This window comes from Pantoea deleyi, assembly GCF_022647325.1.
Classification (GTDB): Bacteria; Pseudomonadota; Gammaproteobacteria; order Enterobacterales; family Enterobacteriaceae; genus Pantoea; species Pantoea deleyi.
On sequence record NZ_CP071405.1, the window covers coordinates 3,127,488 to 3,152,702 of the forward strand.

Annotated in this window: 19 protein-coding genes, 2 tRNA genes and 3 rRNA genes; 9 read left to right on the plus strand and 15 right to left on the minus strand. The window is 57.0% G+C overall.

Annotated features, from left to right (window positions below):
- The first annotated feature begins 187 nt into the window (after positions 1-187).
- The gene (gene yafC, locus J1C59_RS14865) at positions 188-1,090 is read left to right on the plus strand and encodes a DNA-binding transcriptional regulator YafC (protein WP_128086384.1); all 903 of its coding nucleotides are present in this window, start codon (positions 188-190) and stop codon (positions 1,088-1,090) included.
- Positions 1,091-1,282: 192 nt separating this feature from the next.
- On the opposite strand, the gene J1C59_RS14870 is transcribed toward yafC, so the two are convergent.
- The 6 genes from J1C59_RS14870 to gmhB all read right to left on the minus strand — a co-directional run bounded on the left by J1C59_RS14870 (position 1,283) and on the right by gmhB (position 7,453).
- A tRNA-Asp gene (locus J1C59_RS14870) sits at positions 1,283-1,359 on the minus strand.
- Between the two features lie 89 nt (positions 1,360-1,448).
- A 5S ribosomal RNA gene (rrf, locus tag J1C59_RS14875) occupies positions 1,449-1,564 on the minus strand.
- Positions 1,565-1,652: 88 nt separating this feature from the next.
- Positions 1,653-4,559 (minus strand): 23S ribosomal RNA (locus J1C59_RS14880).
- A 225-nt stretch (positions 4,560-4,784) separates the two neighbouring features.
- Positions 4,785-4,859: transfer RNA gene (locus tag J1C59_RS14885), tRNA-Glu, on the minus strand.
- Positions 4,860-4,947: 88 nt separating this feature from the next.
- A 16S ribosomal RNA gene (locus tag J1C59_RS14890) occupies positions 4,948-6,487 on the minus strand.
- The 16S, 23S and 5S rRNA genes sit together here with 2 tRNA genes alongside, the layout of an rRNA operon.
- Positions 6,488-6,892: 405 nt before the next feature.
- Positions 6,893-7,453: a D-glycero-beta-D-manno-heptose 1,7-bisphosphate 7-phosphatase gene (gmhB, locus tag J1C59_RS14895; protein ID WP_128084936.1), complete on the minus strand. Its 561-nt coding sequence runs from the start codon at positions 7,451-7,453 to the stop codon at positions 6,893-6,895.
- 188 nt (positions 7,454-7,641) lie between these two features.
- On the opposite strand from gmhB, the gene metN reads away from it, so the two are divergent.
- The 6 genes from metN to proS all read left to right on the plus strand — a co-directional run bounded on the left by metN (position 7,642) and on the right by proS (position 13,203).
- Positions 7,642-8,673 carry a methionine ABC transporter ATP-binding protein MetN gene (gene metN, locus J1C59_RS14900; RefSeq protein ID WP_128084935.1) on the plus strand — a complete coding sequence of 344 codons (1,032 nt, stop codon included), beginning with the start codon at positions 7,642-7,644 and terminating at the stop codon, positions 8,671-8,673.
- Positions 8,666-9,319, plus strand: coding sequence for a methionine ABC transporter permease MetI (locus J1C59_RS14905; protein WP_140917007.1), 654 nt, complete (start codon positions 8,666-8,668; stop codon positions 9,317-9,319). The genes metN and J1C59_RS14905 overlap by 8 nt, the downstream gene beginning before the upstream one ends.
- 31 nt (positions 9,320-9,350) lie before the next feature.
- On the plus strand, positions 9,351-10,166 hold the full coding sequence (locus J1C59_RS14910) for a MetQ/NlpA family lipoprotein (RefSeq protein WP_111140603.1): 816 nt from the start codon (positions 9,351-9,353) through the stop codon (positions 10,164-10,166).
- A gap of 129 nt (positions 10,167-10,295) precedes the next feature.
- Positions 10,296-10,694, plus strand: coding sequence for an Rcs stress response system protein RcsF (gene rcsF / locus J1C59_RS14915; RefSeq protein ID WP_128084934.1), 399 nt, complete (start codon positions 10,296-10,298; stop codon positions 10,692-10,694).
- A complete protein-coding gene (gene tsaA / locus J1C59_RS14920; protein WP_128084933.1) occupies positions 10,691-11,395 on the plus strand; it encodes a tRNA (N6-threonylcarbamoyladenosine(37)-N6)-methyltransferase TrmO in 705 nt (234 codons plus the stop codon). The genes rcsF and tsaA overlap by 4 nt, the downstream gene beginning before the upstream one ends.
- Before the next feature lie 89 nt (positions 11,396-11,484).
- Positions 11,485-13,203 carry a proline--tRNA ligase gene (proS, locus tag J1C59_RS14925; RefSeq protein WP_140917008.1) on the plus strand — a complete coding sequence of 573 codons (1,719 nt, stop codon included), beginning with the start codon at positions 11,485-11,487 and terminating at the stop codon, positions 13,201-13,203.
- Between the two features lie 197 nt (positions 13,204-13,400).
- Here the strand turns inward: proS and arfB are convergent, their stop codons facing one another.
- Positions 13,401-13,811, minus strand: a complete 411-nt coding sequence (arfB, locus tag J1C59_RS14930; protein WP_128084932.1) for an alternative ribosome rescue aminoacyl-tRNA hydrolase ArfB — start codon at positions 13,809-13,811, stop codon at positions 13,401-13,403.
- Between the two features lie 217 nt (positions 13,812-14,028).
- Between arfB and J1C59_RS14935 the strand changes: the two genes are divergently transcribed.
- Both J1C59_RS14935 and rof read left to right on the plus strand, forming a co-directional pair.
- Positions 14,029-14,229 carry a YaeP family protein gene (locus tag J1C59_RS14935; protein WP_111140598.1) on the plus strand — a complete coding sequence of 67 codons (201 nt, stop codon included), beginning with the start codon at positions 14,029-14,031 and terminating at the stop codon, positions 14,227-14,229.
- On the plus strand, positions 14,216-14,476 hold the full coding sequence (gene rof, locus J1C59_RS14940) for a Rho-binding antiterminator (protein WP_111140597.1): 261 nt from the start codon (positions 14,216-14,218) through the stop codon (positions 14,474-14,476). Before J1C59_RS14935 ends, rof begins: the two co-directional genes overlap by 14 nt.
- 33 nt (positions 14,477-14,509) lie before the next feature.
- Here rof and J1C59_RS14945 read toward each other — a convergent pair whose 3' ends face one another.
- The 8 genes from J1C59_RS14945 to lpxB all read right to left on the minus strand — a co-directional run bounded on the left by J1C59_RS14945 (position 14,510) and on the right by lpxB (position 25,213).
- Positions 14,510-14,824: a c-type cytochrome gene (locus tag J1C59_RS14945; RefSeq protein WP_128084931.1), complete on the minus strand. Its 315-nt coding sequence runs from the start codon at positions 14,822-14,824 to the stop codon at positions 14,510-14,512.
- The gene (tilS, locus tag J1C59_RS14950) at positions 14,821-16,140 is read right to left on the minus strand and encodes a tRNA lysidine(34) synthetase TilS (RefSeq protein WP_128084930.1); all 1,320 of its coding nucleotides are present in this window, start codon (positions 16,138-16,140) and stop codon (positions 14,821-14,823) included. The genes J1C59_RS14945 and tilS overlap by 4 nt, the downstream gene beginning before the upstream one ends.
- 52 nt (positions 16,141-16,192) lie before the next feature.
- Complete coding sequence (locus J1C59_RS14955; protein WP_128084929.1) at positions 16,193-16,582, minus strand: VOC family protein; 390 nt, start codon at positions 16,580-16,582, stop codon at positions 16,193-16,195.
- Positions 16,583-16,645: 63 nt separating this feature from the next.
- Positions 16,646-18,796, minus strand: a complete 2,151-nt coding sequence (locus tag J1C59_RS14960) for a lysine decarboxylase LdcC (protein ID WP_128084928.1) — start codon at positions 18,794-18,796, stop codon at positions 16,646-16,648.
- A 166-nt stretch (positions 18,797-18,962) separates the two neighbouring features.
- Entirely contained in the window at positions 18,963-19,919 is a 957-nt protein-coding gene (accA, locus tag J1C59_RS14965) for an acetyl-CoA carboxylase carboxyl transferase subunit alpha (RefSeq protein WP_128084927.1), read from the minus strand.
- A 12-nt stretch (positions 19,920-19,931) separates the two neighbouring features.
- Positions 19,932-23,414 (minus strand): DNA polymerase III subunit alpha, encoded by a 3,483-nt coding sequence (gene dnaE, locus J1C59_RS14970; RefSeq protein ID WP_140917009.1) that lies wholly within the window; start codon positions 23,412-23,414, stop codon positions 19,932-19,934.
- A 31-nt stretch (positions 23,415-23,445) separates the two neighbouring features.
- Positions 23,446-24,072: a ribonuclease HII gene (rnhB, locus tag J1C59_RS14975; protein ID WP_128084926.1), complete on the minus strand. Its 627-nt coding sequence runs from the start codon at positions 24,070-24,072 to the stop codon at positions 23,446-23,448.
- On the minus strand, positions 24,065-25,213 hold the full coding sequence (gene lpxB / locus J1C59_RS14980) for a lipid-A-disaccharide synthase (protein WP_128084925.1): 1,149 nt from the start codon (positions 25,211-25,213) through the stop codon (positions 24,065-24,067). The genes rnhB and lpxB overlap by 8 nt, the downstream gene beginning before the upstream one ends.
- Positions 25,214-25,215: the final 2 nt, after the last annotated feature.

Below are 25,215 nucleotides of genomic sequence, written 5' to 3' on the forward strand. Positions count from 1 at the left end.
GGATTTTAGACCGGCGTTTCAATGGATGCAGGTGAATGTCAGAATTCATCACCCTTTTCCAGCATAAAACCACCTCATTAAGGTTGTTAAGCAAATCGGGGCAAGTCCGGGCGGCTCATCCCTGCAAACATCTATACTGGTCAGGATCGCATTATCGGACATCAACGGGCCATGACAGGGAGGAAGAATGAAGGCATCTTCTGACGAACTACAGGTGTTTGTCAGCGTAGTCGAAAGCGGGAGTTTCAGCCGGGCGGCGGAGCAACTGCAGATGGCTAACTCAGCCGTCAGCAGAGCCATTAAAAAGCTGGAGAACAAGCTGGGTATCGCCCTGCTGACCCGTACGACGCGGCAGCTGGCGCTGACGCAGGAAGGCGAGCGCTATTTCCGTCACGTTCAGCGTTTTTTGCAGGAGATGACGACGGCAGAGAACGATCTCATCGAAAGTCTGCAGGAGCCGAAAGGATTGCTGCGCGTGGATGCCGCCACACCGGTCATTCTCCACCTGCTGATGCCGATGATTAAACCCTTCCGACAGCGCTATCCCGGTATCACTCTTTCGCTGATCTCCTCAGAGAGTTTCATCAATCTGATCGAGCGGAAAGTGGATGTCGCGATCCGTGCCGGTAATCTGACCGACTCTACCCTGCGTGCCCGCCTGCTGTTTAACAGTTTTCGCAGGATCGTGGCTTCGCCCGCTTATCTGCGTGAGCATGGCACACCGCAGCAGGTGACGGATCTGGATAATCACGCCTGTCTGGGCTTCGATGACTCGCCGCGCCTGAATCGCTGGCCGGTCAGCCGCGCGAATGGCGAACTCTGCGACATAAACTGGGTTATCTCCTCAAACAGCGGAGAGACGATTAAGCAACTCTGCCTGACCGGCAATGGTCTTGCCTGCCTGTCGGACTATATGATCGATCGTGAGATTGCAGAAGGGAAACTGGTGGAGGTACTGGCCGATCAGCGTCTGCCGGTCGAGATGCCGTTTAATGCGGTTTACTACAGCGATACCGGCGTGAGCCAGCGTGTACGCGCCTTTATCGACTTTGTCAGTGAGTGGACGGCAGAGCAGCCGTGGCGCAGCTGAGATCGATGATCTTCACAGTGTCTGCGGGCAGACAGTGCTGAACGAACGAACGGATCGCGCGGGCGTTGAGCCTCAGGCGATCCGGCCACTACTGCGCGGGTCGGGGCAGGATTCTGTCAGAACGACACTCCCGGGCAGAATGCGATCCAATGGAAAAAGCCCTGACCGTTAAGTCAGGGCTTTCCAATTAAGTGGCGGAACGGACGGGGCTCGAACCCGCGACCCCCTGCGTGACAGGCAGGTATTCTAACCAACTGAACTACCGCTCCACCGGTTCTTTCACAGCCATCAGCGCCTCGCTGATGCCTGTCTGTTCCTTCTGTTTTTCCCTGTCAGAGGAAAAAGGAACGTGTTTGATGCCTGGCAGTTCCCTACTCTCGCATGGGGAGGCCCCACACTACCATCGGCGCTACGGCGTTTCACTTCTGAGTTCGGCATGGGGTCAGGTGGGACCACCGCGCTAAAGCCGCCAGGCAGATTCTGTCTTCCGCGCCGCCCTGGGGCCGCGCAGATTATCCGGTTCAGGCTGAAAATTGTCTCTCAAAAACGCCTCTGGCGTTGTAAGGTTAAGCCTCACGGGTCATTAGTACCGGTTAGCTCAACGCATCGCTGCGCTTACACACCCGGCCTATCAACGTCGTCGTCTTCAACGTCCCTTCAGGACTCTCAAGGAGTCAGGGAGAACTCATCTCGGGGCAAGTTTCGTGCTTAGATGCTTTCAGCACTTATCTTTTCCGCACTTAGCTACCGGGCAGTGCCATTGGCATGACAACCCGAACACCAGTGGTGCGTTCACTCCGGTCCTCTCGTACTAGGAGCAACCCCCCTCAATTCTCCAGCGCCCACGGCAGATAGGGACCGAACTGTCTCACGACGTTCTAAACCCAGCTCGCGTACCACTTTAAACGGCGAACAGCCGTACCCTTGGGACCTACTTCAGCCCCAGGATGTGATGAGCCGACATCGAGGTGCCAAACACCGCCGTCGATATGAACTCTTGGGCGGTATCAGCCTGTTATCCCCGGAGTACCTTTTATCCGTTGAGCGATGGCCCTTCCATTCAGAACCACCGGATCACTATGACCTGCTTTCGCACCTGCTCGAGCCGTCACTCTCGCAGTCAAGCCAGCTTATGCCATTGCACTAACCTCACGATGTCCGACCGTGATTAGCTGACCTTCGTGCTCCTCCGTTACTCTTTAGGAGGAGACCGCCCCAGTCAAACTACCCACCAGACACTGTCCGCACCCCGGATTACGGGGCCACGTTAGAACATCAAACATTAAAGGGTGGTATTTCAAGGATGGCTCCACGCAGACTGGCGTCCGCGCTTCAAAGCCTCCCACCTATCCTACACATCAAGGCTCAATGTTCAGTGTCAAGCTGTAGTAAAGGTTCACGGGGTCTTTCCGTCTTGCCGCGGGTACACTGCATCTTCACAGCGAGTTCAATTTCACTGAGTCTCGGGTGGAGACAGCCTGGCCATCATTACGCCATTCGTGCAGGTCGGAACTTACCCGACAAGGAATTTCGCTACCTTAGGACCGTTATAGTTACGGCCGCCGTTTACCGGGGCTTCGATCAAGAGCTTCTCCTTACGGATAACCCCATCAATTAACCTTCCGGCACCGGGCAGGCGTCACACCGTATACGTCCACTTTCGTGTTTGCACAGTGCTGTGTTTTTAATAAACAGTTGCAGCCAGCTGGTATCTTCGACTGGCTTCAGCTCCGGGAGCAAGTCCCTTCACCTACGCGCCAGCGTGCCTTCTCCCGAAGTTACGGCACCATTTTGCCTAGTTCCTTCACCCGAGTTCTCTCAAGCGCCTTGGTATTCTCTACCTGACCACCTGTGTCGGTTTGGGGTACGATTCTGTGTTACCTGATGCTTAGAGGCTTTTCCTGGAAGCAGGGCATTTATCACTTCAGCACCGTAGTGCCTCGTCGTCACGCCTCAGCGTTAAAAGAGTCCGGATTTACCTGGACCCTCCGCCTACACGCTTAAACCGGGACAACCGTCGCCCGGCTGATATAGCCTTCTCCGTCCCCCCTTCGCAGTAACACCGAGTACAGGAATATTAACCTGTTTCCCATCGACTACGCCTTTCGGCCTCGCCTTAGGGGTCGACTCACCCTGCTCCGATTAACGTTGAACAGGAACCCTTGGTCTTCCGGCGAGCGGGCTTTTCACCCGCTTTATCGTTACTTATGTCAGCATTCGCACTTCTGATACCTCCAGCATGCCTCACAGCACACCTTCGACGGCTTACAGAACGCTCCCCTACCCAGCAACGCATACGCGCCGCTGCCGCAGCTTCGGTGCATGGTTTAGCCCCGTTACATCTTCCGCGCAGGCCGACTCGACCAGTGAGCTATTACGCTTTCTTTAAATGATGGCTGCTTCTAAGCCAACATCCTGGCTGTCTGTGCCTTCCCACATCGTTTCCCACTTAACCATGACTTTGGGACCTTAGCTGGCGGTCTGGGTTGTTTCCCTCTTCACGACGGACGTTAGCACCCGCCGTGTGTCTCCCGTGATAACATTCTCCGGTATTCGCAGTTTGCATCGGGTTGGTAAGCCGGGATGGCCCCCTAGCCGAAACAGTGCTCTACCCCCGGAGATGAGTTCACGAGGCGCTACCTAAATAGCTTTCGGGGAGAACCAGCTATCTCCCGGTTTGATTGGCCTTTCACCCCCAGCCACAGGTCATCCGCTAATTTTTCAACATTAGTCGGTTCGGTCCTCCAGTTAGTGTTACCCAACCTTCAACCTGCCCATGGCTAGATCACCGGGTTTCGGGTCTATACCCTGCAACTTAACGCCCAGTTAAGACTCGGTTTCCCTGCGGCTCCCCTATACGGTTAACCTTGCTACAGAATATAAGTCGCTGACCCATTATACAAAAGGTACGCAGTCACCCCATAAAAGAGGCTCCCACTGCTTGTACGTACACGGTTTCAGGTTCTGTTTCACTCCCCTCGCCGGGGTTCTTTTCGCCTTTCCCTCACGGTACTGGTTCACTATCGGTCAGTCAGGAGTATTTAGCCTTGGAGGATGGTCCCCCCATATTCAGACAGGATACCACGTGTCCCGCCTTACTCATCGAGCTCACAGACCGTGTGTTTTTGTGTACGGGAGTATCACCCTGTACCCTGCGACTTTCCAGACGCTTCCACTAACACACAGGCTGATTCAGGCTCTGGGCTGCTCCCCGTTCGCTCGCCGCTACTGGGGGAATCTCGGTTGATTTCTTTTCCTCGGGGTACTTAGATGTTTCAGTTCCCCCGGTTCGCCTTGCAGCACTATGTATTCATGCTGCAATGATGCACAGAGTGCACCGGGTTTCCCCATTCGGACATCGACGGCTGTAGCGGTTCATATCACCTTACCGTCGCTTTACGCAGATTAGCACGTCCTTCATCGCCTCTGACTGCCTGGGCATCCACCGTGTACGCTTAGTCGCTTAACCTCACAACCCACAGGCGTTTTCACGCTGCGGACTGCAAGCATTGAGAGACCCGACCGTATCGCTCTGCCATCCCTTATTACGGAGGGATGACGCGCTACGTCGTTTCAATTTTCAGCTTGTTCCGGATTGTTAAAGAGCAAATATCTCAAACGCGTCTCCGCCGCTTACGCAGCCGAACCGGTTTTGAGATACTGTGGAGACACCTTTCACCTGTCACCAAGCAGGTGGCGTCCCCTAGGGGATTCGAACCCCTGTTGCCGCCGTGAAAGGGCGGAGTCCTAACCGCTAGACGAAGGGGACACGATAGTGTCACGACTTCGCAGCCGTCCTGCTCATTACTTTTTATCAGACAATCTGTGTGAGCACTGCGCGGGAAGGTATCTTAAGGTAAGGAGGTGATCCAACCGCAGGTTCCCCTACGGTTACCTTGTTACGACTTCACCCCAGTCATGAATCACAAAGTGGTAAGCGCCCTCCCGAAGGTTAAGCTACCTACTTCTTTTGCAACCCACTCCCATGGTGTGACGGGCGGTGTGTACAAGGCCCGGGAACGTATTCACCGTGGCATTCTGATCCACGATTACTAGCGATTCCGACTTCACGGAGTCGAGTTGCAGACTCCGATCCGGACTACGACGCACTTTGTGAGGTCCGCTTGCTCTCGCGAGGTCGCTTCTCTTTGTATGCGCCATTGTAGCACGTGTGTAGCCCTACTCGTAAGGGCCATGATGACTTGACGTCATCCCCACCTTCCTCCGGTTTATCACCGGCAGTCTCCTTTGAGTTCCCGACCGAATCGCTGGCAACAAAGGATAAGGGTTGCGCTCGTTGCGGGACTTAACCCAACATTTCACAACACGAGCTGACGACAGCCATGCAGCACCTGTCTCAGCGTTCCCGAAGGCACCGGGGCATCTCTGCCCCGTTCGCTGGATGTCAAGAGTAGGTAAGGTTCTTCGCGTTGCATCGAATTAAACCACATGCTCCACCGCTTGTGCGGGCCCCCGTCAATTCATTTGAGTTTTAACCTTGCGGCCGTACTCCCCAGGCGGTCGACTTAACGCGTTAGCTCCGGAAGCCACTCCTCAAGGGAACAACCTCCAAGTCGACATCGTTTACGGCGTGGACTACCAGGGTATCTAATCCTGTTTGCTCCCCACGCTTTCGCACCTGAGCGTCAGTCTTCGTCCAGGGGGCCGCCTTCGCCACCGGTATTCCTCCAGATCTCTACGCATTTCACCGCTACACCTGGAATTCTACCCCCCTCTACGAGACTCAAGCCTGCCAGTTTCAAATGCAGTTCCCAGGTTAAGCCCGGGGATTTCACATCTGACTTAACAGACCGCCTGCGTGCGCTTTACGCCCAGTAATTCCGATTAACGCTTGCACCCTCCGTATTACCGCGGCTGCTGGCACGGAGTTAGCCGGTGCTTCTTCTGCGGGTAACGTCAATCGGCGCGGTTATTAACCGCACCGCCTTCCTCCCCGCTGAAAGTACTTTACAACCCGAAGGCCTTCTTCATACACGCGGCATGGCTGCATCAGGCTTGCGCCCATTGTGCAATATTCCCCACTGCTGCCTCCCGTAGGAGTCTGGACCGTGTCTCAGTTCCAGTGTGGCTGGTCATCCTCTCAGACCAGCTAGGGATCGTCGCCTAGGTGGGCCATTACCCCGCCTACTAGCTAATCCCATCTGGGTTCATCCGATAGTGAGAGGCCCGAAGGTCCCCCTCTTTGGTCTTGCGACGTTATGCGGTATTAGCCACCGTTTCCAGTGGTTATCCCCCTCTATCGGGCAGATCCCCAGACATTACTCACCCGTCCGCCACTCGTCACCCGAGAGCAAGCTCTCTGTGCTACCGTCCGACTTGCATGTGTTAGGCCTGCCGCCAGCGTTCAATCTGAGCCATGATCAAACTCTTCAATTTAAAGTTTGATTTGCCGGAACAAGTCCAGCGATGCTCATCTGTAAAACGTCATAATGAATTTCATTATGTGTTCACTCGTGAGGCTTAATATTTTTTGCGTCCGGAGACGCTGATATCAATCCTGCGAGTGCCCACACAGATTGTCTGATAAATTGTTAAAGAGCAGTGCGAACAGTGCGTTAGCGTCCTGTCGCGAGGTGGCGTATATTACGCTTTCCTCCTTCAGAGTCAACCTCTTTTTTCAGAAGTTTTCTCCGGCGGCGCAGTCTCCTGTGCCTCTCAATCCGTTTCCCGTTGCCGGTGTGCCGTGTTGATGGAGGCGCATTATAGGGAACGGTTCAGATAGCGCAAGTGCAAATTGAGACTTTTTTTCTGTTCGCCTGAAATTTGCACAAAAGCGCCGTTTTAACCCTTTTTAATGCGCCCTGGCAGCTCTGCCAGACTGTTTAATACCCAATCTGCCGCGGCTTCGCCCTCGGCCGTGACCGGCTTCCCGCTGCGCACCAGCACTTTCGTTCCGACGCCAGCGGCCTGCCCTGCCAGCATATCTTCCAGTTTGTCGCCCACCATATAAGAAGCCGCCATATCGATGTTCAGCTCCTCCTGTGCCATCAGCAGCATGCCTGGCTGAGGTTTACGGCAGTCACACGCCTGACGGAACTCTTCTACTGTTGCGTCGGGATGATGAGGACAGAAATAGATGCCGTCGAGATCCACATCGCGATCGGCCAGCGACCAGTCCATCCATTCGGTCAGCTGCATAAAGGTCTCTTCGGTAAACATACCGCGGGCGATGCCAGACTGGTTGGTGACCACCACCAGCGCAAAGCCCATGCCTTTCAGCTGTTGCAGCGCTTCAATCGTGCCATCAATAAACTGAAAGTTGTCGATCTCATGGACATAGCCATTGTCGACATTAAGGGTGCCATCACGATCAAGAAAAATAGCGGGGACTTTATTCGCCACGTAGAAACTCCTGCTGTAGATATTGCCGATCAGTATCGCATGATTGCGATAAAAGGGAGAATGCCAGATTGTATCACTTCGATTGATTTAGACGTCTGGATGCCTTAACATCCATTCAGCTTTATATCGATTAAAAGCGACGAGGTTTCCCACACCACGGACCACGCAACACGATAATAAATAACACAATGATTAAACTCGAAAATATTACCAAGGTCTTCCAGCAGGGCACGCGCACGATAGCGGCGTTAAATGACGTCAGCCTGCATGTGCCTGCCGGACAAATTTATGGCGTCATCGGGGCATCCGGTGCCGGTAAAAGTACGCTGATTCGCTGCGTCAATCTGCTGGAGCGCCCGACCTCGGGCCGCGTACTGGTTGATGGCACCGATCTGACGGCGCTGAATGAGCGTCAGCTTACCCAGGCGCGTCGTCAGATTGGCATGATCTTCCAGCACTTCAACCTGATGAACTCCCGTACCGTTGCGGGTAACGTGTCGCTGCCCCTGGAACTCGGCAATCTCTCCCGCGCGCAGATCAATGCCCGCGTCGCTGAGCTGCTGGAACTGGTGGGATTGTCAGATAAGCATGATGCCTGGCCCGCTAACCTGTCGGGCGGACAGAAGCAGCGTGTCGCCATTGCCCGTGCGCTGGCGAGTAACCCGAAAGTGCTGCTGTGTGATGAAGCCACCAGCGCACTGGACCCGGCGACCACCCGCGCTATCCTGGAGCTGCTGAAAGACATTAACCGTCGTCTGGGGCTGACCATTCTGCTGATCACCCATGAGATGGATGTGGTGAAACGCATCTGTGATCAGGTTGCGGTCATCAGCCAGGGTGAGCTGATTGAGAAAGATAGCGTCAGCGAGGTCTTCTCACATCCTAAAACGCCACTGGCGCAGCAGTTTATTCAGTCCACGCTGCATCTGGATATCCCGGACGATTATCAGCAGCGTTTGTCGGCCACCGCCGCTGAGGGCACCGTGCCGCTGCTGCGACTGGAGTTCACCGGTAAATCGGTGGATGCTCCCCTGCTTTCCGAAGCGGCGCGCCGTTATAACGTCAACAACAACATTATCAGTGCTCAGATGGATTACGCCGGTGGCGTGAAGTTCGGCATTATGCTCGCCGAGATGCACGGTACAGAGCGCGATACCCGCCAGGCCATCGCCTGGCTGCAGGAGAATCATGTGAAAGTAGAGGTGTTAGGTTATGTCTGAAGCGATGATTTGGTTGCTGGGACGGGGCGTGTGGGAAACGCTGATGATGACCTTCGTCTCAGGCTTTTTCGGTTTCGTACTGGGTCTGCCGGTCGGGGTTCTGCTCTATGTCACCCGTCCGGGACAGATTCTGCAGAATCAGGGGCTTTACCGTGTGCTCTCCGCGCTGGTGAATATCTTCCGCTCCATTCCTTTCATTATCTTACTGGTGTGGATGATCCCCTTCACGCGCGTCATTGTGGGCACCTCAATCGGACTTCAGGCGGCCATCGTGCCTTTAACCGTCGGTGCCGCGCCCTTTATCGCGCGTATGGTAGAGAACGCCCTGCTGGAACTGCCCACCGGCCTGATTGAAGCGTCACGCGCCATGGGTGCCACGCCGATGCAGATCATCCGTAAAGTCCTGCTGCCGGAAGCGATGCCGGGCCTGGTGAATGCGGCGACCATTACCCTGATTACCCTGGTCGGTTACTCCGCCATGGGTGGCGCGGTCGGAGCCGGTGGTCTGGGCCAGATCGGCTATCAGTATGGTTATATCGGATACAACGCGACCGTGATGAATACAGTATTGGTGTTGTTAGTGGTTTTGGTGTATCTCATTCAGTTCTGTGGCGACCGCATCGTACGTGCTGTGTCCCATAAGTAAGCCAGCAATATCACAATATTAAGGAAAGGATATGTCTTTCAGATTCAAGAAAATTGCCGCTGTGGGTGCACTGATTGGCGCGATTGCGCTGGCAGGATGCGATCAAAAAGAGAAAGATCCTAACCATATCAAAGTCGGCGTGATTGTCGGCGCTGAGCAGCAGGTTGCTGAAGCCGCGCAGAAAGTCGCTAAAGATAAGTATGGTCTGGACGTTGAGCTGGTGACCTTCAACGACTATGTCCTGCCGAACGAAGCGCTGAGCAAAGGCGACATCGACGTTAACGCCTTCCAGCATAAGCCTTATCTGGATCAGCAGATCAAGGATCGTGGCTACAAACTGGTGTCCGTTGGTAACTCCTTCGTTTACCCGATTGCAGGCTACTCCAAGAAGATCAAATCTCTGGACGAGCTGCAGGATGGCGCACAGATCGCGATTCCCAACGATCCGACCAACCTGGGACGTACCCTGCTGCTGCTGCAGAAAGTGGGTCTGATCAAACTGAAAGAGGGTACTGGCCTGCTGCCGACGGCGCTGGACATCACCGAGAATCCAAAGCATCTGAAAATTGTTGAGCTGGAAGCGCCTCAGCTGCCACGCTCACTGGACGATCAGCAAATCGCACTGGCGGTGATCAACACCACTTACGCCAGCCAGATCGGCCTGACGCCTGCCAAAGATGGTATCTTCGTTGAAGATAAAGATTCCCCTTACGTGAACCTGATCGTGGCGCGCGAAGATAACAAAGATGCGGAAAACGTGAAGAAATTCGTGCAGGCTTACCAGTCTGACGAAGTCAACGAAGCCGCGAACAAAGTCTTCAACGGCGGCGCCGTGAAAGGCTGGTAATTCAGCGATTCATCTCCCTGAGGGCGGCGCGATGTCGCCCTTTCTGTTACTGCCCCCCCTCCCCGACTTGTTATTTATTCTTGTCCTTGTTTCAATAACGCCACTTTTTTGAAACCTGAGGATGTTGCCATGCGTTTTTTACCGCTCTGCTTGTTAGCATTGATGCTGACAGGGTGTGTTCATGAGTATCACCCGATAAGCAGCGCACCGTCCCGGCCGCAGCCATCCAGTGAACCGACCCGCAAACCTGCGGCACGTCCGGCTCCGGTTAAGCTCTATACCGACGCCGCCGATCTGGTCAGCAAACCCTTCCGCGATCTCGGCGAAGTCTCCGCTGAAGATTGCCAGCTCAGCAACCAGAACTCGCCAGCCAATATCGCCACTGCCCGTAAACGCCTGCAGATCAAAGCGTCACAGATGAAAGCGAATGCGGTGCTGCTCCATAAGTGTGAAATCGTGACCGGCACGCCAGGCTGCTATCGCCAGGCGGTATGTCAGGGCTCTGCACTCAAAGTCAGCAATCAATGAGTGAATTTGCCTTCGCGCAGATTGGGGTGATCCGTTCCCCCTGGAAGGAGAAGTTTGCCGTTCCGCGCCAGCCCGGCCTGGTTCAGGATGGCGTCGGCGAACTCCACCTGCAGGCGCCCTACAATCAGCCGGAGGCGGTGCGCGGGCTGGAAGATTTCAGCCATCTCTGGCTGCTGTTTGTCTTCCATCAGACGATGGCGGGCGGCTGGCGTCCGACCGTTCGTCCTCCGCGGCTGGGCGGCAATGCGCGGATGGGGGTGTTTGCCACCCGCTCGACGTTCCGTCCGAATCCCATCGGCATGTCGCTGGTCGAGCTTAAGGGGATCAGGCTTGAAAAACAGCAGGTGATCCTGCAGCTGGGCAGTCTGGATCTGGTCGACGGCACCCCGGTAGTGGATATCAAGCCCTACCTGCCCTTTGCCGAAGCCGTGCCCGATGCCCGTGCGGGTTTTGCCCCGACGGCCCCGGCGGCGGATATGCCGGTGCGTTTTTCCGCGCAGGCGCAGCAGCAGCTTCAGCAGCAGTCGCGCTATCCCGAGCTGGCCCGTTTTATCCGTGAGGTGCTGGCTCAGGATCCCCGTCCCGCTTATCGCAAGGGCGAAACCCTGGATCGGGAATATGCGGCCTGGCTGATGGATTTTAATGTCCGCTGGCGTGTTGATGATGCCGGCACGGAAGTGATCGCTATCGACCCGCGTTAAAACCCGCTTTTGAGCCGGTGATCTCACTGGTACACTAGCCGCCAGCAAAATTCTGTCTGTGACTTTCCGATTAACTGGAACCGTAATCAATGCGCACTACTCAATATCTGCTCTCTACTCAGAAAGAGACGCCTTCCGACGCTGAAGTGATCAGCCACCAGCTGATGCTGCGCGCCGGTATGATCCGCAAACTGGCTTCCGGCCTCTACACCTGGTTACCGACCGGGGTCCGCGTACTGAAAAAAGTTGAAAATATCGTTCGCGAAGAGATGAACAACGCGGGCGCGGTTGAGATTTTAATGCCGGTTGTGCAGCCCGCCGACCTGTGGCAGGAGAGCGGTCGCTGGGAGGAGTATGGCCCGGAACTGTTGCGCATCGCGGATCGCCACGAGCGTCCGTTCGTGCTGGGTCCGACGCATGAAGAGGTGGTCACTGACCTGATCCGCAATGAGCTAAGCTCTTATAAGCAGCTGCCCCTCAATCTGTATCAGATTCAGACCAAATTCCGCGATGAAGTGCGCCCGCGTTTCGGTGTGATGCGCTCACGCGAATTCACCATGAAAGACGCTTACTCCTTCCACGTTTCGCAGGAATCGCTGCAGGAAACCTACGATGCGATGTACCGTGCCTATAGCCAGATCTTCAGCCGGATGGGGCTGGATTTCCGCGCCGTGCAGGCCGACACCGGCTCAATCGGCGGCAGCGCTTCGCATGAGTTCCAGGTTCTGGCCCAGAGCGGTGAAGATGATGTGATCTTCTCTACCGAGTCAGACTACGCCGCCAACATCGAGCTGGCCGAAGCCGTTGCGCCAGCGGGTGAACGTGCAGCCCCTTCACAGGCGATGACCCTGGTCGAGACGCCAGACGCAAAAACCATCGCGGAACTGGTCGAGCAGTTCAGTGTGCCGGTAGAAAAAACCGTAAAAACGCTGATTGTGAAAGGCGCCGAAGAGAGCGGTCATGCGCTGGTTGCCCTGCTGGTTCGCGGCGATCATCAGCTCAACGAAATCAAAGCGGAGAAGTCGGCTATCGTCGCGTCACCGCTGGTGTTCGCGACAGAAGAAGAGATTCGCGCCGCCGTGGGTGCCGGACCTGGCTCAATCGGCCCGGTAGGCCTGCAGATGCCAATCATCGCTGACCGTACCGTGGCGAAGATGAGTGATTTCAGTGCCGGTGCTAACGTCGACGGTAAGCACTACTTCGGCATCAACTGGGAGCGCGATCTGCCGCTGGCCAGCGTTGCCGATATCCGTAACGTGGTTGAAGGCGATTTAAGCCCGGATGGCAAAGGCACGCTGCAGATCAAACGCGGCATCGAAGTGGGTCATATTTTCCAGCTCGGCACCAAATATTCTGACGCGCTGAAAGCCTCTGTACAGGGCGAAGATGGCCGTAACCAGGTGATGAGCATGGGCTGCTACGGCATCGGCATCACCCGCGTAGTCGCGGCTGCGATTGAGCAGAACCACGACGAGCGCGGCATCATCTGGCCGGACGCGCTGGCACCTTTCGAGGTTGCTATTCTGCCAATGAATATGCAGAAATCGTTCCGCGTAAAAGAGCTGGCGGAAGAGCTGTATGCCACTCTGCGCGCTAAAGGCGTTGAGGTGATCCTGGATGACCGTAAAGAGCGTCCGGGCGTGATGTTCGCAGATATGGAACTGATCGGTGTGCCCCACACCATCGTCATCGGCGATCGCAATCTCGACAACCAGGAGATTGAATATAAATCCCGTCGTGGCGGCGAGAAGCAGATGATCAAGCAGGATGAAATCGTTGCGTTCCTGCTGAAGGCGCTGAATAAGTAAGTTCCTGGCCCGGGTCAGCGCGGGCTGAACCCGGCCGCAACGGATGCGTTCAACGCGAAGGGCATGGGATCAGAAGAGGAAAGTGGCCATAGAGAGTTTCAGCCACGTTCGGATCTGACCCCGCTACCTGAGGGGATCTCTTCGTGGCTCGTCCCTGCCGTGATACGTTCTCTGACGCCCCCTCTGTGGGGCGTTTTTTATTGCACTTTGCCGCGCATCGCTTTGGTCGTGCTGCGACGCGCTTTGCCTTCCAGACGACGATCTTTCGACGCGCGGGTTGGCCGCGTGGCGCGACGCGCTTTTTCCACCGTGCTCAGTTCGCGGATCAGATTGACCAGACGCTGCAGCGCCGCTTCGCGATTCATCTCCTGACTGCGATACTCCTGCGCCTTGATCACCACCACCCCCTCACCGGTAATCAGATGATGGCTGGCGGAGAGCAGCCGCTCTTTATAGAAGGCGGGCAGCGAAGAGGCAGCAATGTCAAAACGCAGATGGATAGCCGTGCTCGCTTTATTGACATGTTGCCCACCCGCGCCCTGCGCACGTATCGCCGTCAGCTCAATCTCACTGTCCGGGATCTCAACCAGACGGGACAGCATAATCATCGATCCCCTCCCCACTGCTTCATGACATCAACCTCTGATAACCTGTTCATCAACTTAACCTTTTGTGCTCCGGCGCTTTCCGCCTCAGCCAGCGGAATCTGTCACTTTAGCAGTGATTTGCGCACGCTTCCTGCTTTACACGGGCTGATTTCCTCCGAATGGCTATGATATAGTCGCCAGTTAACCAGGGTATTTACGCTCTGATGAGGAGGGCCATGTGCAAAATTATTGTGAGTTAGTTCGCCGGAAATATGCCGAAATCGGCAGCGGGGATTTAGGTTACATACCGGATGCGATTGGCTGCGCATTGAAGGCGCTTAATGATATTGCCGCAAATAGTGAGCTAAACTCTTCTGTCAGGGAACAGGCGGCCTGGGCCGCTGCTAACTTATTGGTGAGCGACTATGTTGATAAATGAAGCGTACCAACCCATCAATTGCGATGATTACGATAATCTGGAGCTCGCCTGCCAGAACAACTGGATGCTGTCGCTGGAAATGAAAGATGGCGAGCAGCTGAAGGCGAAAGCCAGAGAGATCTTCTCGCGCAAGAACGTCGAATATCTCTCTATCGATCTGGCCAGTGAACATCGTGATTTACGTCTCGACCATATCGCCAGCTTCACCCACCCTGAGCTGGGTACGGTGGTTGTCAGCGCCGAGTAATCCACGCACCTCGGGCGGGAGCTTCCCGCCCGGTTAATCTCCGGGCTGTAATGACCCGTAGTACGCCGCCAGATCCGCCATGTCGCTGTCGCTCAATCCCGCCACAAACGCTTTCATCACCTCAGCCTGACCACCATTGCGCTCGCCCTTTTTGTAAGCCTGCAACGCCAGTTCCAGATAGGCGGCATTCTGCCCGGCCAGATTCGGATAGATCGGCGCCGCGGCTTTTCCTTGTGCGCCATGACAGGCCAGGCAACTGCCCGCTTTCTCTGCGCCGCGCTGAGCGTCACCCGCCGCCCACACCGGCAGGGTGATGGCGACCAGAGAAACGATAAGCCACTGTTTCATTCTTCTTCTCCCGGACCGGACGCCCGATCCCACACCACCTGCCAGCCCGGCGCATCAATGGCCGCGCCCTCCCGGGTAACGAAGAGGCCCGGGGCGGAGATCAGCGTCTGGTTGTAAAAAATTAACGGCAGCCGGTCGCGCTGCCACGGCGGTATCTGTAACGCCTGCCACACCTTTTTCATCTCCCTGCCGCCATGGCGTCCCGCCAGATGGACGTGGCCCTGAGCATGAAACCGCACGCTGACCTGCTCATCCGGCCGCGGAAAGCGCAACTGGCCCACCGCCTGGCTGGCGCGCAGCGAGCCGAGGTGCTGCGGTAGCGTCAGCGGCTGGCTGAGATCGGGCCATGCCAGCACGCGGTCGCGCAGTGACGCCTGCAACGGCAGCCAGTAGAGCTGCTGGCGGTAACGCCGCACTTCAGCCTGGCCCAGCCTTAGCCGCGGCTGCGCATCTTCCCGGCTCGCCATCACTTCCTCCTGGATACGTTTCAGCGCATCGCGGGAGGGCATCGCCCCGCCCTGCCCGGCGATCCAGCGGCGTAATAAGGCATTCGCCCGCGGCTCACTCATGCGCAGCAGCGGCGTAAAACAGAGGCTGCCGTCTGGCTGGATCAGCGCGGACAGCGCGTCGGCCAGCAGCTCATCCAGCAACTGCTCCTGCTCGCTGCACAACGCCGCACTTCGGGCGGCGGCGGCGGCAAAATGTGGCCAGCGCTGATGGAGTGCAGGCAGCAGCTGCTGCCGCAGGAAATTGCGGTCGTAGCGAAGATCCTGATTGCTCTCATCCTCGATCCAGACCAGCTGATGACGATCGGCGTAGGCTTCAAGCACCTGTCGCGACTGATTCAGCAGCGGACGAACCAGCGGATGCGATCCCAGCATGCGCCTTGCGGGCATCGCCGCCAGTCCGGCCGGCCCGCTGCCACGCTTCAGCGCCAGCAGAAAGGTTTCGCACTGGTCATCGAGATGCTGCGCGGTGAGTAGTATCTCGCCCGGTTGCAGTGCCGCACTCAGCGCCTGATAGCGCGCAGCACGGGCCGCCGCTTCGATGCCGCTGTCGCGGCCATCCACGCTGACGCGCAGAACGTCACACGGCAGCTGCCACTCCGCACAGCGCGCCTGACAGTGGGCCGCCCAGCGATCGGCATTCGGGCTGAGTCCATGATGCACATGCAGTGCCCGCAGAGACGACTCGGGATGCTGCTGCTGCCAGGCGCGAAGCTGGTGCAGCAGCACGGTGGAGTCGAGTCCACCGCTGAAGGCGACCACCAGCGCGGCATCGGATGGCAACAGGGCATCAAAAGCGGGAGCAGACATGACAGAATCCAGACGATCGGGCCACCGGATGTGGCCCGCTGAGCGCGCTATTTTACGCCTGATAAAGCTCCAGCGGCAAACCGTCCGGATCGGCAAAGAACGTGCACGCTTTACCCGTCAGTTCGTCGATGCGGATGGGTTCGCAGATCACCCCTTTGTCGGCCAGGGCCGCAACGGCGGCGGCGACATCCGGCACGGTGAAGGCCAGGTGCCGCAGCCCGCACGCTTCAGGATGTGAGACGCGGGCCGGGGGTTCAGGAAACGAGAACAGCTCAATGGTATAGCGATCCTGCAGGGCCAGATCGCCCTTCCAGGAGTCGCGTGCTTCTCGGTAATGCTCGCCCATCAGGCGAAATCCCAGCACGTCACAGTAGAAGGCTTTGCTGCGTGCGTAATCGGAGGCAATGATAGCGATGTGGTGAATAGCGGTTAACTGCAACATGGTTAATATCCTGATACGGGCAGGCGATCCGCAGACCGCCTGCCGCTGAGCGTCATCTGACGATTATTCGGGGTTATTTTTCAGCACACGGACGCGATACTCACCCTCTTCCGTCAGGGTCGCGCCGTGAATATCGGTTTCGAAGCCCGGATAGTGCCGACCGATGCTGCACAGCATCAGCAGGAAATCGAGCACCGCGCGGCTTTTTTCGGTGATCATCTCTCCCGGCATCACCAGCGGCACGCCTGGCGGGTAAGGCAGAATCATGTTGGCCGAGACCCGGCCCACCAGCGCGCTGAGATCCACCGTTTCGATATTGCCTCTGACCTGCTGCTGGAAAGCCTGGTGCGGCGTCATCTTCATTTCGGGCAGCACATCAAAAGCCTGTAGCATCAGCCGGGGCAGATCGTGATGGCGGATCAGCTGATGGATCCCCTGCGCCAGCGTCTGAATCCGCATGTTGCGATAGAAATCGGGATCTTCCGCGTAGAGATCCGGCAGCATGTTTTTGACCCGCAGATTGAGATCGTAGGCGCGCTTGAACTCGGTCAGGCCACGCAGCACGCTCATCGCCTTGGTTTTATCGATGCCGATGCTGAACAGGAACAGCAGGTTATAGGGACCGGTTTTCTCCACCACGATGCCGCGCTCGTCGAGGAACTTCGCCACCAGCGCCGCCGGGATCCCCTCTTCCGCCATCTCACCCAGCTCGCTCATGCCCGGCGTCAGGATCGTCACCTTGATCGGATCGAGATACATATGATCGCGATCGGCCTGCGTGAAGCCGTGCCACGCTTCGTCGCCCGGCTGGATCGGCCAGCACTGAGCTTCATCGATCTCTTCCGGCTGCCAGATATCGAAGAACCAGCTGTCGGACTCTTCGCGCAGGCGCTGGATCTCACGACGGAAGTGCAGCGCCCGCTCCACCGAACGATTGATCAGCCGTCTGCCGGGATTACCACGCAGCATTGCGGCGGCCGTTTCAATCGACGAGACGATGGCGTAATTGGGCGAGGTGGTGGTGTGCATCATATAGGCTTCGTTAAAGGTCTGTTCGTCGTAATCGCCTTTAATGTGAATCAGCGAAGCCTGCGAAAACGCGGCCAGCAGTTTATGGGTCGACTGCGTTTCATAGACCACTTTACCCGGAATGCGATCGCCGCTCATGCCGCTTTTACCGGTATAGATCGGATGGAAATTGGTGTAAGGCACCCAAGCCGAATCGAAATGAATCGACGGCACATCGAGCGTCTCCTTGATGTACTGCGTGTTATAGAGCAGCCCGTCATAGGTCGAGTTAGTGATCACCGCATGCACCGGCCAGCTGGCGCGATCGGTGGCGGCCACTTTCCTGGCGATGCTCTCGCGGGTGAACTCCTGTTTTGGAATGCCGCCCAGGATCCCCAGCGCATTGCGGGTTGGTTTCAGCCAGACAGGGATCAGATCGCTCATCATCAGCAAATGAGTCAGCGACTTATGGCAGTTGCGGTCGATCAGCACCGTGCTGCCGGCAGAGGCGGCATACATCCCGACGATCTTATTCGACGTGGAGGTGCCGTTGGTCACCATGTAGCTCTGCTCGGCGCCAAAGGTGCGGGCGATATACTCTTCGGCTTCCAGATGCGGGCCGGTGTGATCCAGCAGCGATCCCAGCTCGGTGACGGAAATGGAGATGTCTGACTTCAGGGTGTTCGCCCCAAAGAAATCGTAGAACAGACAGCCAACCGGGCTCTTCTGAAAGGCCGTCCCCGCCATATGTCCCGGCGTACAGAAGGTATATTTCCCCTCTTTCACATAGGTGAACAGCGCCCGGGTCAGCGGTGGCGTAATGTGTTCGATGTAATCATCCGTGTACTGGCGGATATGCAGCGCGATATCGTCGGCGGCATTCAGCGCATACTCGAAGAAGTGCAGCGGCATGCGGATCTCATTGATACTGATGTCCATCTGCGAGTGGGTGTTAATAAATGCGTAGAGTGGCAGGTATTCGTTGAGCTGATTGATCTCGCCGCACAGTTCCGGACTGTTGTGCGCATCCCAGTCGAAGATGACGCCACTGATACGCGGATTGTGCTCGATCAGTTTCAGCAGGTCGTCACTGTTCTTTGGGTATAGCAGCTGGAAGCCTTGCAGATTTAACGCCGCGTCGAGTTCGCGTAACGGTTCATCTTTATAAAACACGCCGTGCGCGCCCATGATCGCCAGAATATTCAAAGCCCTCTCCCTGATTGTGATGGAACCGATCAAGCATAACCGCTAACCCGCGGAAGGTGTAGCCAGAGGGCGATCGGATGGCGCTGAAAAAGGGGGGATCAGATGTGGCGGTAAACCGGAGGCATAAAAAAAGCGGACCGGAGTCCGCTTTTAAGGCGACGAGAAATCAGGCGTAGCCGTAGCTCATCAGTCGCTGATAACGACGATCCAGCAGCTCTTCCGTGCTGAGTTCGTCGAGTTCGGCCAGATCGGCCAGCAGCTGCTGTTTCAGCGACTGCGCCATATCGACCGGACGACGGTGCGCGCCACCCAGAGGCTCCGGGATCACGGCGTCAATCAGCTTCAGCTCTTTCAGACGGTTAGCGGTGATGCCCATCGCTTCTGCGGCCAGCGGGGCTTTGTCCGCGCTCTTCCATAGAATTGAGGCACAGCCTTCCGGCGAGATAACGGAATAGGTGCTGTACTGCAGCATATTCACTTTATCGCCCACGCCGATCGCCAGCGCACCGCCTGAACCGCCCTCACCGATGACCGTACAGATCACCGGCACTTTCAGGCCAGACATTTCACGCAGGTTGCGGGCAATCGCTTCAGACTGTCCACGCTCTTCCGCGCCCACGCCCGGATACGCACCCGGGGTGTCGATGAAGGTGATAACCGGCATGTTGAAACGCTCAGCCATCTCCATCAGGCGCAGCGCTTTGCGATAGCCTTCCGGTGCGGGCATGCCGAAGTTACGGCGGATTTTCTCTTTGGTCTCGCGCCCTTTCTGGTGGCCGATGATCATCACCGGACGGCCATCAAGGCGCGCAATGCCGCCCACAATCGCTTTGTCATCCGCATAAGCGCGGTCACCCGCCAGCTCATCGAAATCGTCAAACGCATTGCGGACGTAGTCAAAGGTATAAGGACGCAGAGGGTGGCGCGCCAGTTGAGCGATCTGCCATGCGCCTAAATCGGCGAAGATTTTACGGGTCAGCTCAACGCTTTTCTCGCGCAGACGCTGAACTTCTTCATCCAGATTAACGTGTTTATCATCCTGACGACCAATCGACGTCAGCGAATCGATCTTCGCTTCCAGTTCTGCAATTGGCTGTTCAAAATCCAGGTAATTAAGACTCATAATGTTCCTGTTCTAGTCAAACTCCAGTTCCACCTGCTCCGATCCAATCAGCGAGCGCAGATCGTTAAGTAAACGATCGCTGGGCGAAATTCGCCACGCTGCACCAAAGCGCAGCTTCGCTCGCGCGTCGGCTCTCTGATAATAGAGATGCACCGGAATAGTCCCTGAGCGATGAGGTTCCAGGGACTGACGGAGTCGGTTTAATAGCTGGTCATCAATTTGCCTGTCCGTCAGCGAGATAGCAAGTCCGCGCGCGTATTTTTCGCGCGCTTCGTCGATGTCCATGACTTCACGGGCGGTCATTTTAAGGCCACCGCTGAAGTCATCAAAGCTGACCTGTCCGCTGACGATCAGGATTCGGTCTTTCTCCAGCAGCTGCTGGTATTTATCTAACGCATCGGTAAATAACATCACCTCAAGACGACCGGAACGATCGTCCAGAGTACAGATACCAATTCGGTTGCCGCGTTTGGTCACCATTACCCGCGCCGCGATCACCAGACCGGCCGCCACGGTAATTTTACCCCGATCGGTAGGATGCATATCTTTCAGCCGCACCCCGCCAACGTAACGCTCAATTTCTTTCAGATACTGGTTGATCGGATGGCCGGTGAGATAGAGTCCCAGCGTTTCCCGCTCACCATCCAGCTGCACCTGTTCGGGCCACGGCGTCACGCTGGCGTAGGATTTCTCGATCTGCTCCGGCTCTTCAGCCAGCACGCCAAACATGTCTGCCTGACCGATCGCTTCCGCTTTCGCGTGCTGATCGGCCGCTTTCAGTGCGTCGCCGAGCGAACTCATCAGCGCCGCGCGGTGCGGTCCGAGGCGGTCAAAGGCCCCGGACATAATCAGTTTTTCCATCACCCGGCGGTTAATCTTTTTGGTGTCGGTGCGGGCGCAGAGATCAAACAGCTCCCGGAAGTAACCGCCTTCGTTTCGTGCGTCGATGATCGCCTCGATCGGACCTTCACCCACGCCCTTGATCGCACCGATGCCGTAAACGATTTCGCCCGCGTCGTTGACATGGAAGGGGTAAAGACCGGAGTTGATATCGGGCGGCAGGACCTTCAGCCCCATACGCCAGCACTCATCCACCAGCCCCACCACTTTCTCGGTGTTGTCCATATCTGCGGTCATCACGGCGGCCATGAACTCGGCCGGATAGTGCGCCTTCAGCCACAGCGTCTGATAGGAGACCAGGGCGTAAGCCGCAGAGTGTGACTTGTTAAAGCCGTAACCTGCAAATTTTTCTACCAGATCGAAGATCTTCATCGACAGTTCGCCGTCGATCCCCATGCTTTCGGCACCGTCGCGGAACACCGATCGCTGCTTGGCCATCTCCTCGGGTTTCTTTTTCCCCATGGCGCGACGCAGCATATCTGCGCCGCCCAGGGTATACCCGGAGAGCACCTGCGCGATCTGCATCACCTGCTCCTGATAGAGGATGATGCCGTAGGTCGGTTCCAGAACCGGTTTCAGGCTTTCATGCTGCCACTGGATATCGGGATAGGAGATCGCCTCCCGGCCATGCTTACGGTCGATAAAGTTATCTACCATGCCGGACTGCAGCGGGCCAGGACGGAACAGCGCCACCAGGGCGATCATATCTTCGAAGCAGTCGGGCTTCAGACGTTTGATCAGATCTTTCATGCCGCGCGATTCAAGCTGGAACACCGCCGTGGTTTCCGAGCGCTGCAGCATATCGAAGCTTTTCTTATCATCCAGCGGGATAGAGGCGATGTCGATCGGCTCCAGCCCCTGCTTTTCCCGGCGCGGGTTGATCATCTTCAGCGCCCAGTCGATGATGGTCAGCGTACGCAGCCCCAGGAAGTCAAACTTCACCAGGCCGGCATATTCCACATCGTTTTTATCGAACTGGGTCACCGGGAACTGGCCATGCTCATCGCAGTAGAGCGGCGCAAAATCGGTAATCTTTGTGGGCGCAATCACCACGCCGCCCGCATGTTTCCCGGCGTTACGCGTGACCCCTTCCAGCTTGCGCGCCATGTCGATCAGCGCCTTCACCTCTTCGTCTGCGTCATACATCGCAGGCAGCTGCGGTTCCGCAATAAAGGCTTTTTCCAGCGTCATGCCGGGATCGGGCGGGATCAGTTTTGAGATGCGATCCACAAAGCCGTAGGGGTGCCCCAGCACGCGGCCGACGTCGCGGATAACCGCTTTCGCCGCCATGGTACCGAAGGTGATGATCTGAGAAACCGCTTCACGTCCGTACATATCGGCGACGTGCTCAATGACCTGGTCACGCTTCTCCATACAGAAGTCGACGTCGAAGTCGGGCATTGATACACGTTCCGGGTTCAGGAAACGTTCGAACAGCAGGTCAAATTCCAGCGGATCGATATCGGTGATTTTCAGCGCATAGGCCACCAGTGAACCGGCACCGGAACCACGGCCCGGTCCGACCGGCACGCCGTTATCCTTCGACCACTGGATAAACTCCATTACGATCAGGAAGTAGCCGGGGAATCCCATCTGGTTGATAACGTTAAGCTCAACCTCCAGACGTTCATCATATTCCGGGCGTTTTGCCGCGCGCTCGGCTTCGTCCGGGAACAGGAACTCAAGACGCTCTTCCAGCCCCTCGCGGGATTTCACCACCAGATAATCTTCGGTGGTCATGTCACCGGTCGGGAACTGCGGCAGGAAGTACTCGCCCAGCCGGACCGTGACGTTACAACGCTTAGCAATCTCTACGCTGTTTTCCAGCGCTTCCGGGATGTCCGAGAAAAGCTCGCACATCTCCGCTTCGCTGCGCATATATTGCTGAGGACTGTAGTTGCGCGGACGTTTGGGATCGTCCAGCGTATAGCCGTCGTGGATGGCGACGCGGATCTCATGCGCATCAAAGTCTTCGGCGTTGATAAAGCAGACTTCGTTGGTGGCGACCACCGGGATGCCTTCAGCAATCGCCAGTTCCACGGCCGCGTGCAGATAACTTTCTTCATCCTGACGGCCGGTGCGGATCAGTTCCAGGTAGTAGCGATCGGGGAAGTGCTGCTGATAGAAGGCCAGGCATTGTGACACCAGAGCGCTGTTGCCCCGCAGCAGGCTGCGGCCCACGTCGCCACGTCGCCCACCTGAGAGCAGAATCAGCCCTTCCTGCAGCTCAATCAGCCAGTCGCGATCGATAACCGGCCCGTCCACGCCGTAGCCGCGCTGATAGGCGCGGGAGATCAGCAGCGTCAGATTCTGATAGCCGGTATTGTTCGCCGCCAGTACGGTGAGCTGGGTAAGTTCATCCCCCATCAGCTCGCTGGCGACGTTGAAGTCGGCACCGATGACCGGTTTTATCCCTGCGCCGTGTGCGCCACCGTAAAATTTGACCAGCCCACAGAGGTTGGTGAAGTCGGTAATGGCGATAGCGGGCATGCCAAGCGCAGCCGCCTTCTTGATCAGCGGCCCGGTTTTCGCCAGGCCATCAACCATTGAATAGTCACTGTGGACACGCAGATGTATAAAACGGGGTTCAGCCATATCAGTTTCCGGTTAAAACAGCGTCAGGCTATTACAGCGTCAGGGGCTGGCGCGCAGCCAGGACTTCAGCATCGAGCAGTGCATTGCGAACGGGCGCAAAACTGCGACGGTGATGCGGCGTGGCGCCATGTTGCGTCAGTTTTTCCATATGCAGCGCGGTCGGATAACCTTTGTGCTGCGCAAAACCATACTCCGGGAACAGCCGATCGAGTTCGGCCATTTCGCGGTCGCGCGACACTTTGGCGATGATCGACGCCGCGCTGATTTCGGCCACCAGACTATCCCCTTTCACCACCGCCTGGGAAGGCATCGGCAGCGCCGGGCAGCGATTTCCATCGATCAGCACATAGTCCGGCTGGATCGACAGGCCCGCCACGGCGCGCTGCATCGCCAGCATAGTGGCATGCAGAATATTGAGCTGGTCGATCTCCTCAGGCTCTGCACGGCCCAGGCTCCAGGCCAGCGCCTTCTCTTTGATCTCGTCATACAGCGCCAGACGGCGCTTTTCCGACAGTTTCTTCGAGTCGGCCAGCCCGGCAATCGGATTCGCCGGGTCGAGGATCACGGCCGCGGTGACGACCGCACCCACCAGCGGCCCACGCCCCACTTCGTCCACACCCGCAATCAGGCTGGCAACAGGGTAGATAAAATCAGGCATTCACCAGCTCCAGTACCGCATCCGCTGCCTGCTCATCGGCGTTCCAGCGGATCTGTTGATGTAATTCATGAAACGTCTGCAGCAGCGTTTCGCGTTCAGGCCCGGCGTGCAGCAGCGGATCTAACGCCGCCGCCAGCGCTTCAGGCTGACACGCATCCTGCAGTAACTCTTTGACCAGCTCACGCCCGGCCAGCAGATTCGGCAGCGAGACGTAAGGCGTTTTGACCAGCCGTTTCGCCAGCCAGAACGTGGCAGGCTTCATACGATACCCCACCACCATCGGACATTTTGCCAGCATGCACTCCAGAGCGGCAGTGCCGGATGCCAGCAGTGCGGCATCGCTCGCGATCATCGCCTCCCGGCCCTGCCCATCCAGCAGATGCATTGGCAGCTCCGGTGCCGTTACGGCCTTGATCTTCTCAAACTGTTCGCGACGGCGGGCATTCACCAGCGGCACCACGATCTCCAGCGCCGGATAGTGACGACGCAGCAGGCGGGCCGTTTTCAGGAAGTCCGCGCTGAGCATCTCCACTTCCGCGCCGCGGCTGCCCGGCAACAGGGCTAGACAGAGCGCATCGTCGGCGATCCCCAGATGGCGCCGGGCGGCCAGCTTATCGGGCTGCAGCGGCATCGCATCCGCCATCGTATGACCGATAAAGCGGCAGGGAACGTTAAAACGATCGTAGAAGGCTTTTTCAAACGGCAGGAATGCCAGCACCAGATCGGTATTGCGGCCGATCTTGAAGACGCGCTTTTGCCGCCATGCCCACACCGAAGGGCTGACATAGTGGATGGTGCAGATGCCCGCGCGTTTGAGGTTGCCTTCCAGCGTGATATTAAAATCGGGCGCATCAATCCCGACAAAGACGTCGGGCCGGAGTGCGGTGAAACGCTGCGTCAGATCGCGGCGGATGTTCAGCAGCCGCCGCAGGCGGCCCAGCACCTCGACGATCCCCATCACCGCCAGCTCTTCCATCTCATACCAGGCTTCGCACCCTTCCGCCTGCATCAGCGGCCCCGCCACACCCACGAAGCGTGCATCCGGATGACGGGCTTTCAGGGCACGGATCAGACCGGCACCAAGAATATCGCCGGAGGTTTCTCCGGCGACCAGGGCAATCGTTAAAGGACGCGCTGACATGG

What these genes read in the sequence shown, in the direction of transcription:
- yafC (WP_128086384.1), top strand. Translation starts at nt 188, where the DNA reads ATGAAGGCATCTTCTGACGAACTACAGGTGTTTGTCAGCGTAGTCGAA.
- metN (WP_128084935.1), top strand. Translation starts at nt 7,642, where the DNA reads ATGATTAAACTCGAAAATATTACCAAGGTCTTCCAGCAGGGCACGCGC.
- J1C59_RS14905 (WP_140917007.1), top strand. Translation starts at nt 8,666, where the DNA reads ATGTCTGAAGCGATGATTTGGTTGCTGGGACGGGGCGTGTGGGAAACG.
- J1C59_RS14910 (WP_111140603.1), top strand. Translation starts at nt 9,351, where the DNA reads ATGTCTTTCAGATTCAAGAAAATTGCCGCTGTGGGTGCACTGATTGGC.
- rcsF (WP_128084934.1), top strand. Translation starts at nt 10,296, where the DNA reads ATGCGTTTTTTACCGCTCTGCTTGTTAGCATTGATGCTGACAGGGTGT.
- tsaA (WP_128084933.1), top strand. Translation starts at nt 10,691, where the DNA reads ATGAGTGAATTTGCCTTCGCGCAGATTGGGGTGATCCGTTCCCCCTGG.
- proS (WP_140917008.1), top strand. Translation starts at nt 11,485, where the DNA reads ATGCGCACTACTCAATATCTGCTCTCTACTCAGAAAGAGACGCCTTCC.
- arfB (WP_128084932.1), bottom strand. Translation starts at nt 13,811, where the DNA reads ATGATTATGCTGTCCCGTCTGGTTGAGATCCCGGACAGTGAGATTGAG.
- rof (WP_111140597.1), top strand. Translation starts at nt 14,216, where the DNA reads ATGTTGATAAATGAAGCGTACCAACCCATCAATTGCGATGATTACGAT.
- J1C59_RS14945 (WP_128084931.1), bottom strand. Translation starts at nt 14,824, where the DNA reads ATGAAACAGTGGCTTATCGTTTCTCTGGTCGCCATCACCCTGCCGGTG.
- tilS (WP_128084930.1), bottom strand. Translation starts at nt 16,140, where the DNA reads ATGTCTGCTCCCGCTTTTGATGCCCTGTTGCCATCCGATGCCGCGCTG.
- J1C59_RS14955 (WP_128084929.1), bottom strand. Translation starts at nt 16,582, where the DNA reads ATGTTGCAGTTAACCGCTATTCACCACATCGCTATCATTGCCTCCGAT.
- accA (WP_128084927.1), bottom strand. Translation starts at nt 19,919, where the DNA reads ATGAGTCTTAATTACCTGGATTTTGAACAGCCAATTGCAGAACTGGAA.
- dnaE (WP_140917009.1), bottom strand. Translation starts at nt 23,414, where the DNA reads ATGGCTGAACCCCGTTTTATACATCTGCGTGTCCACAGTGACTATTCA.
- rnhB (WP_128084926.1), bottom strand. Translation starts at nt 24,072, where the DNA reads ATGCCTGATTTTATCTACCCTGTTGCCAGCCTGATTGCGGGTGTGGAC.
- lpxB (WP_128084925.1), bottom strand. Translation starts at nt 25,213, where the DNA reads ATGTCAGCGCGTCCTTTAACGATTGCCCTGGTCGCCGGAGAAACCTCC.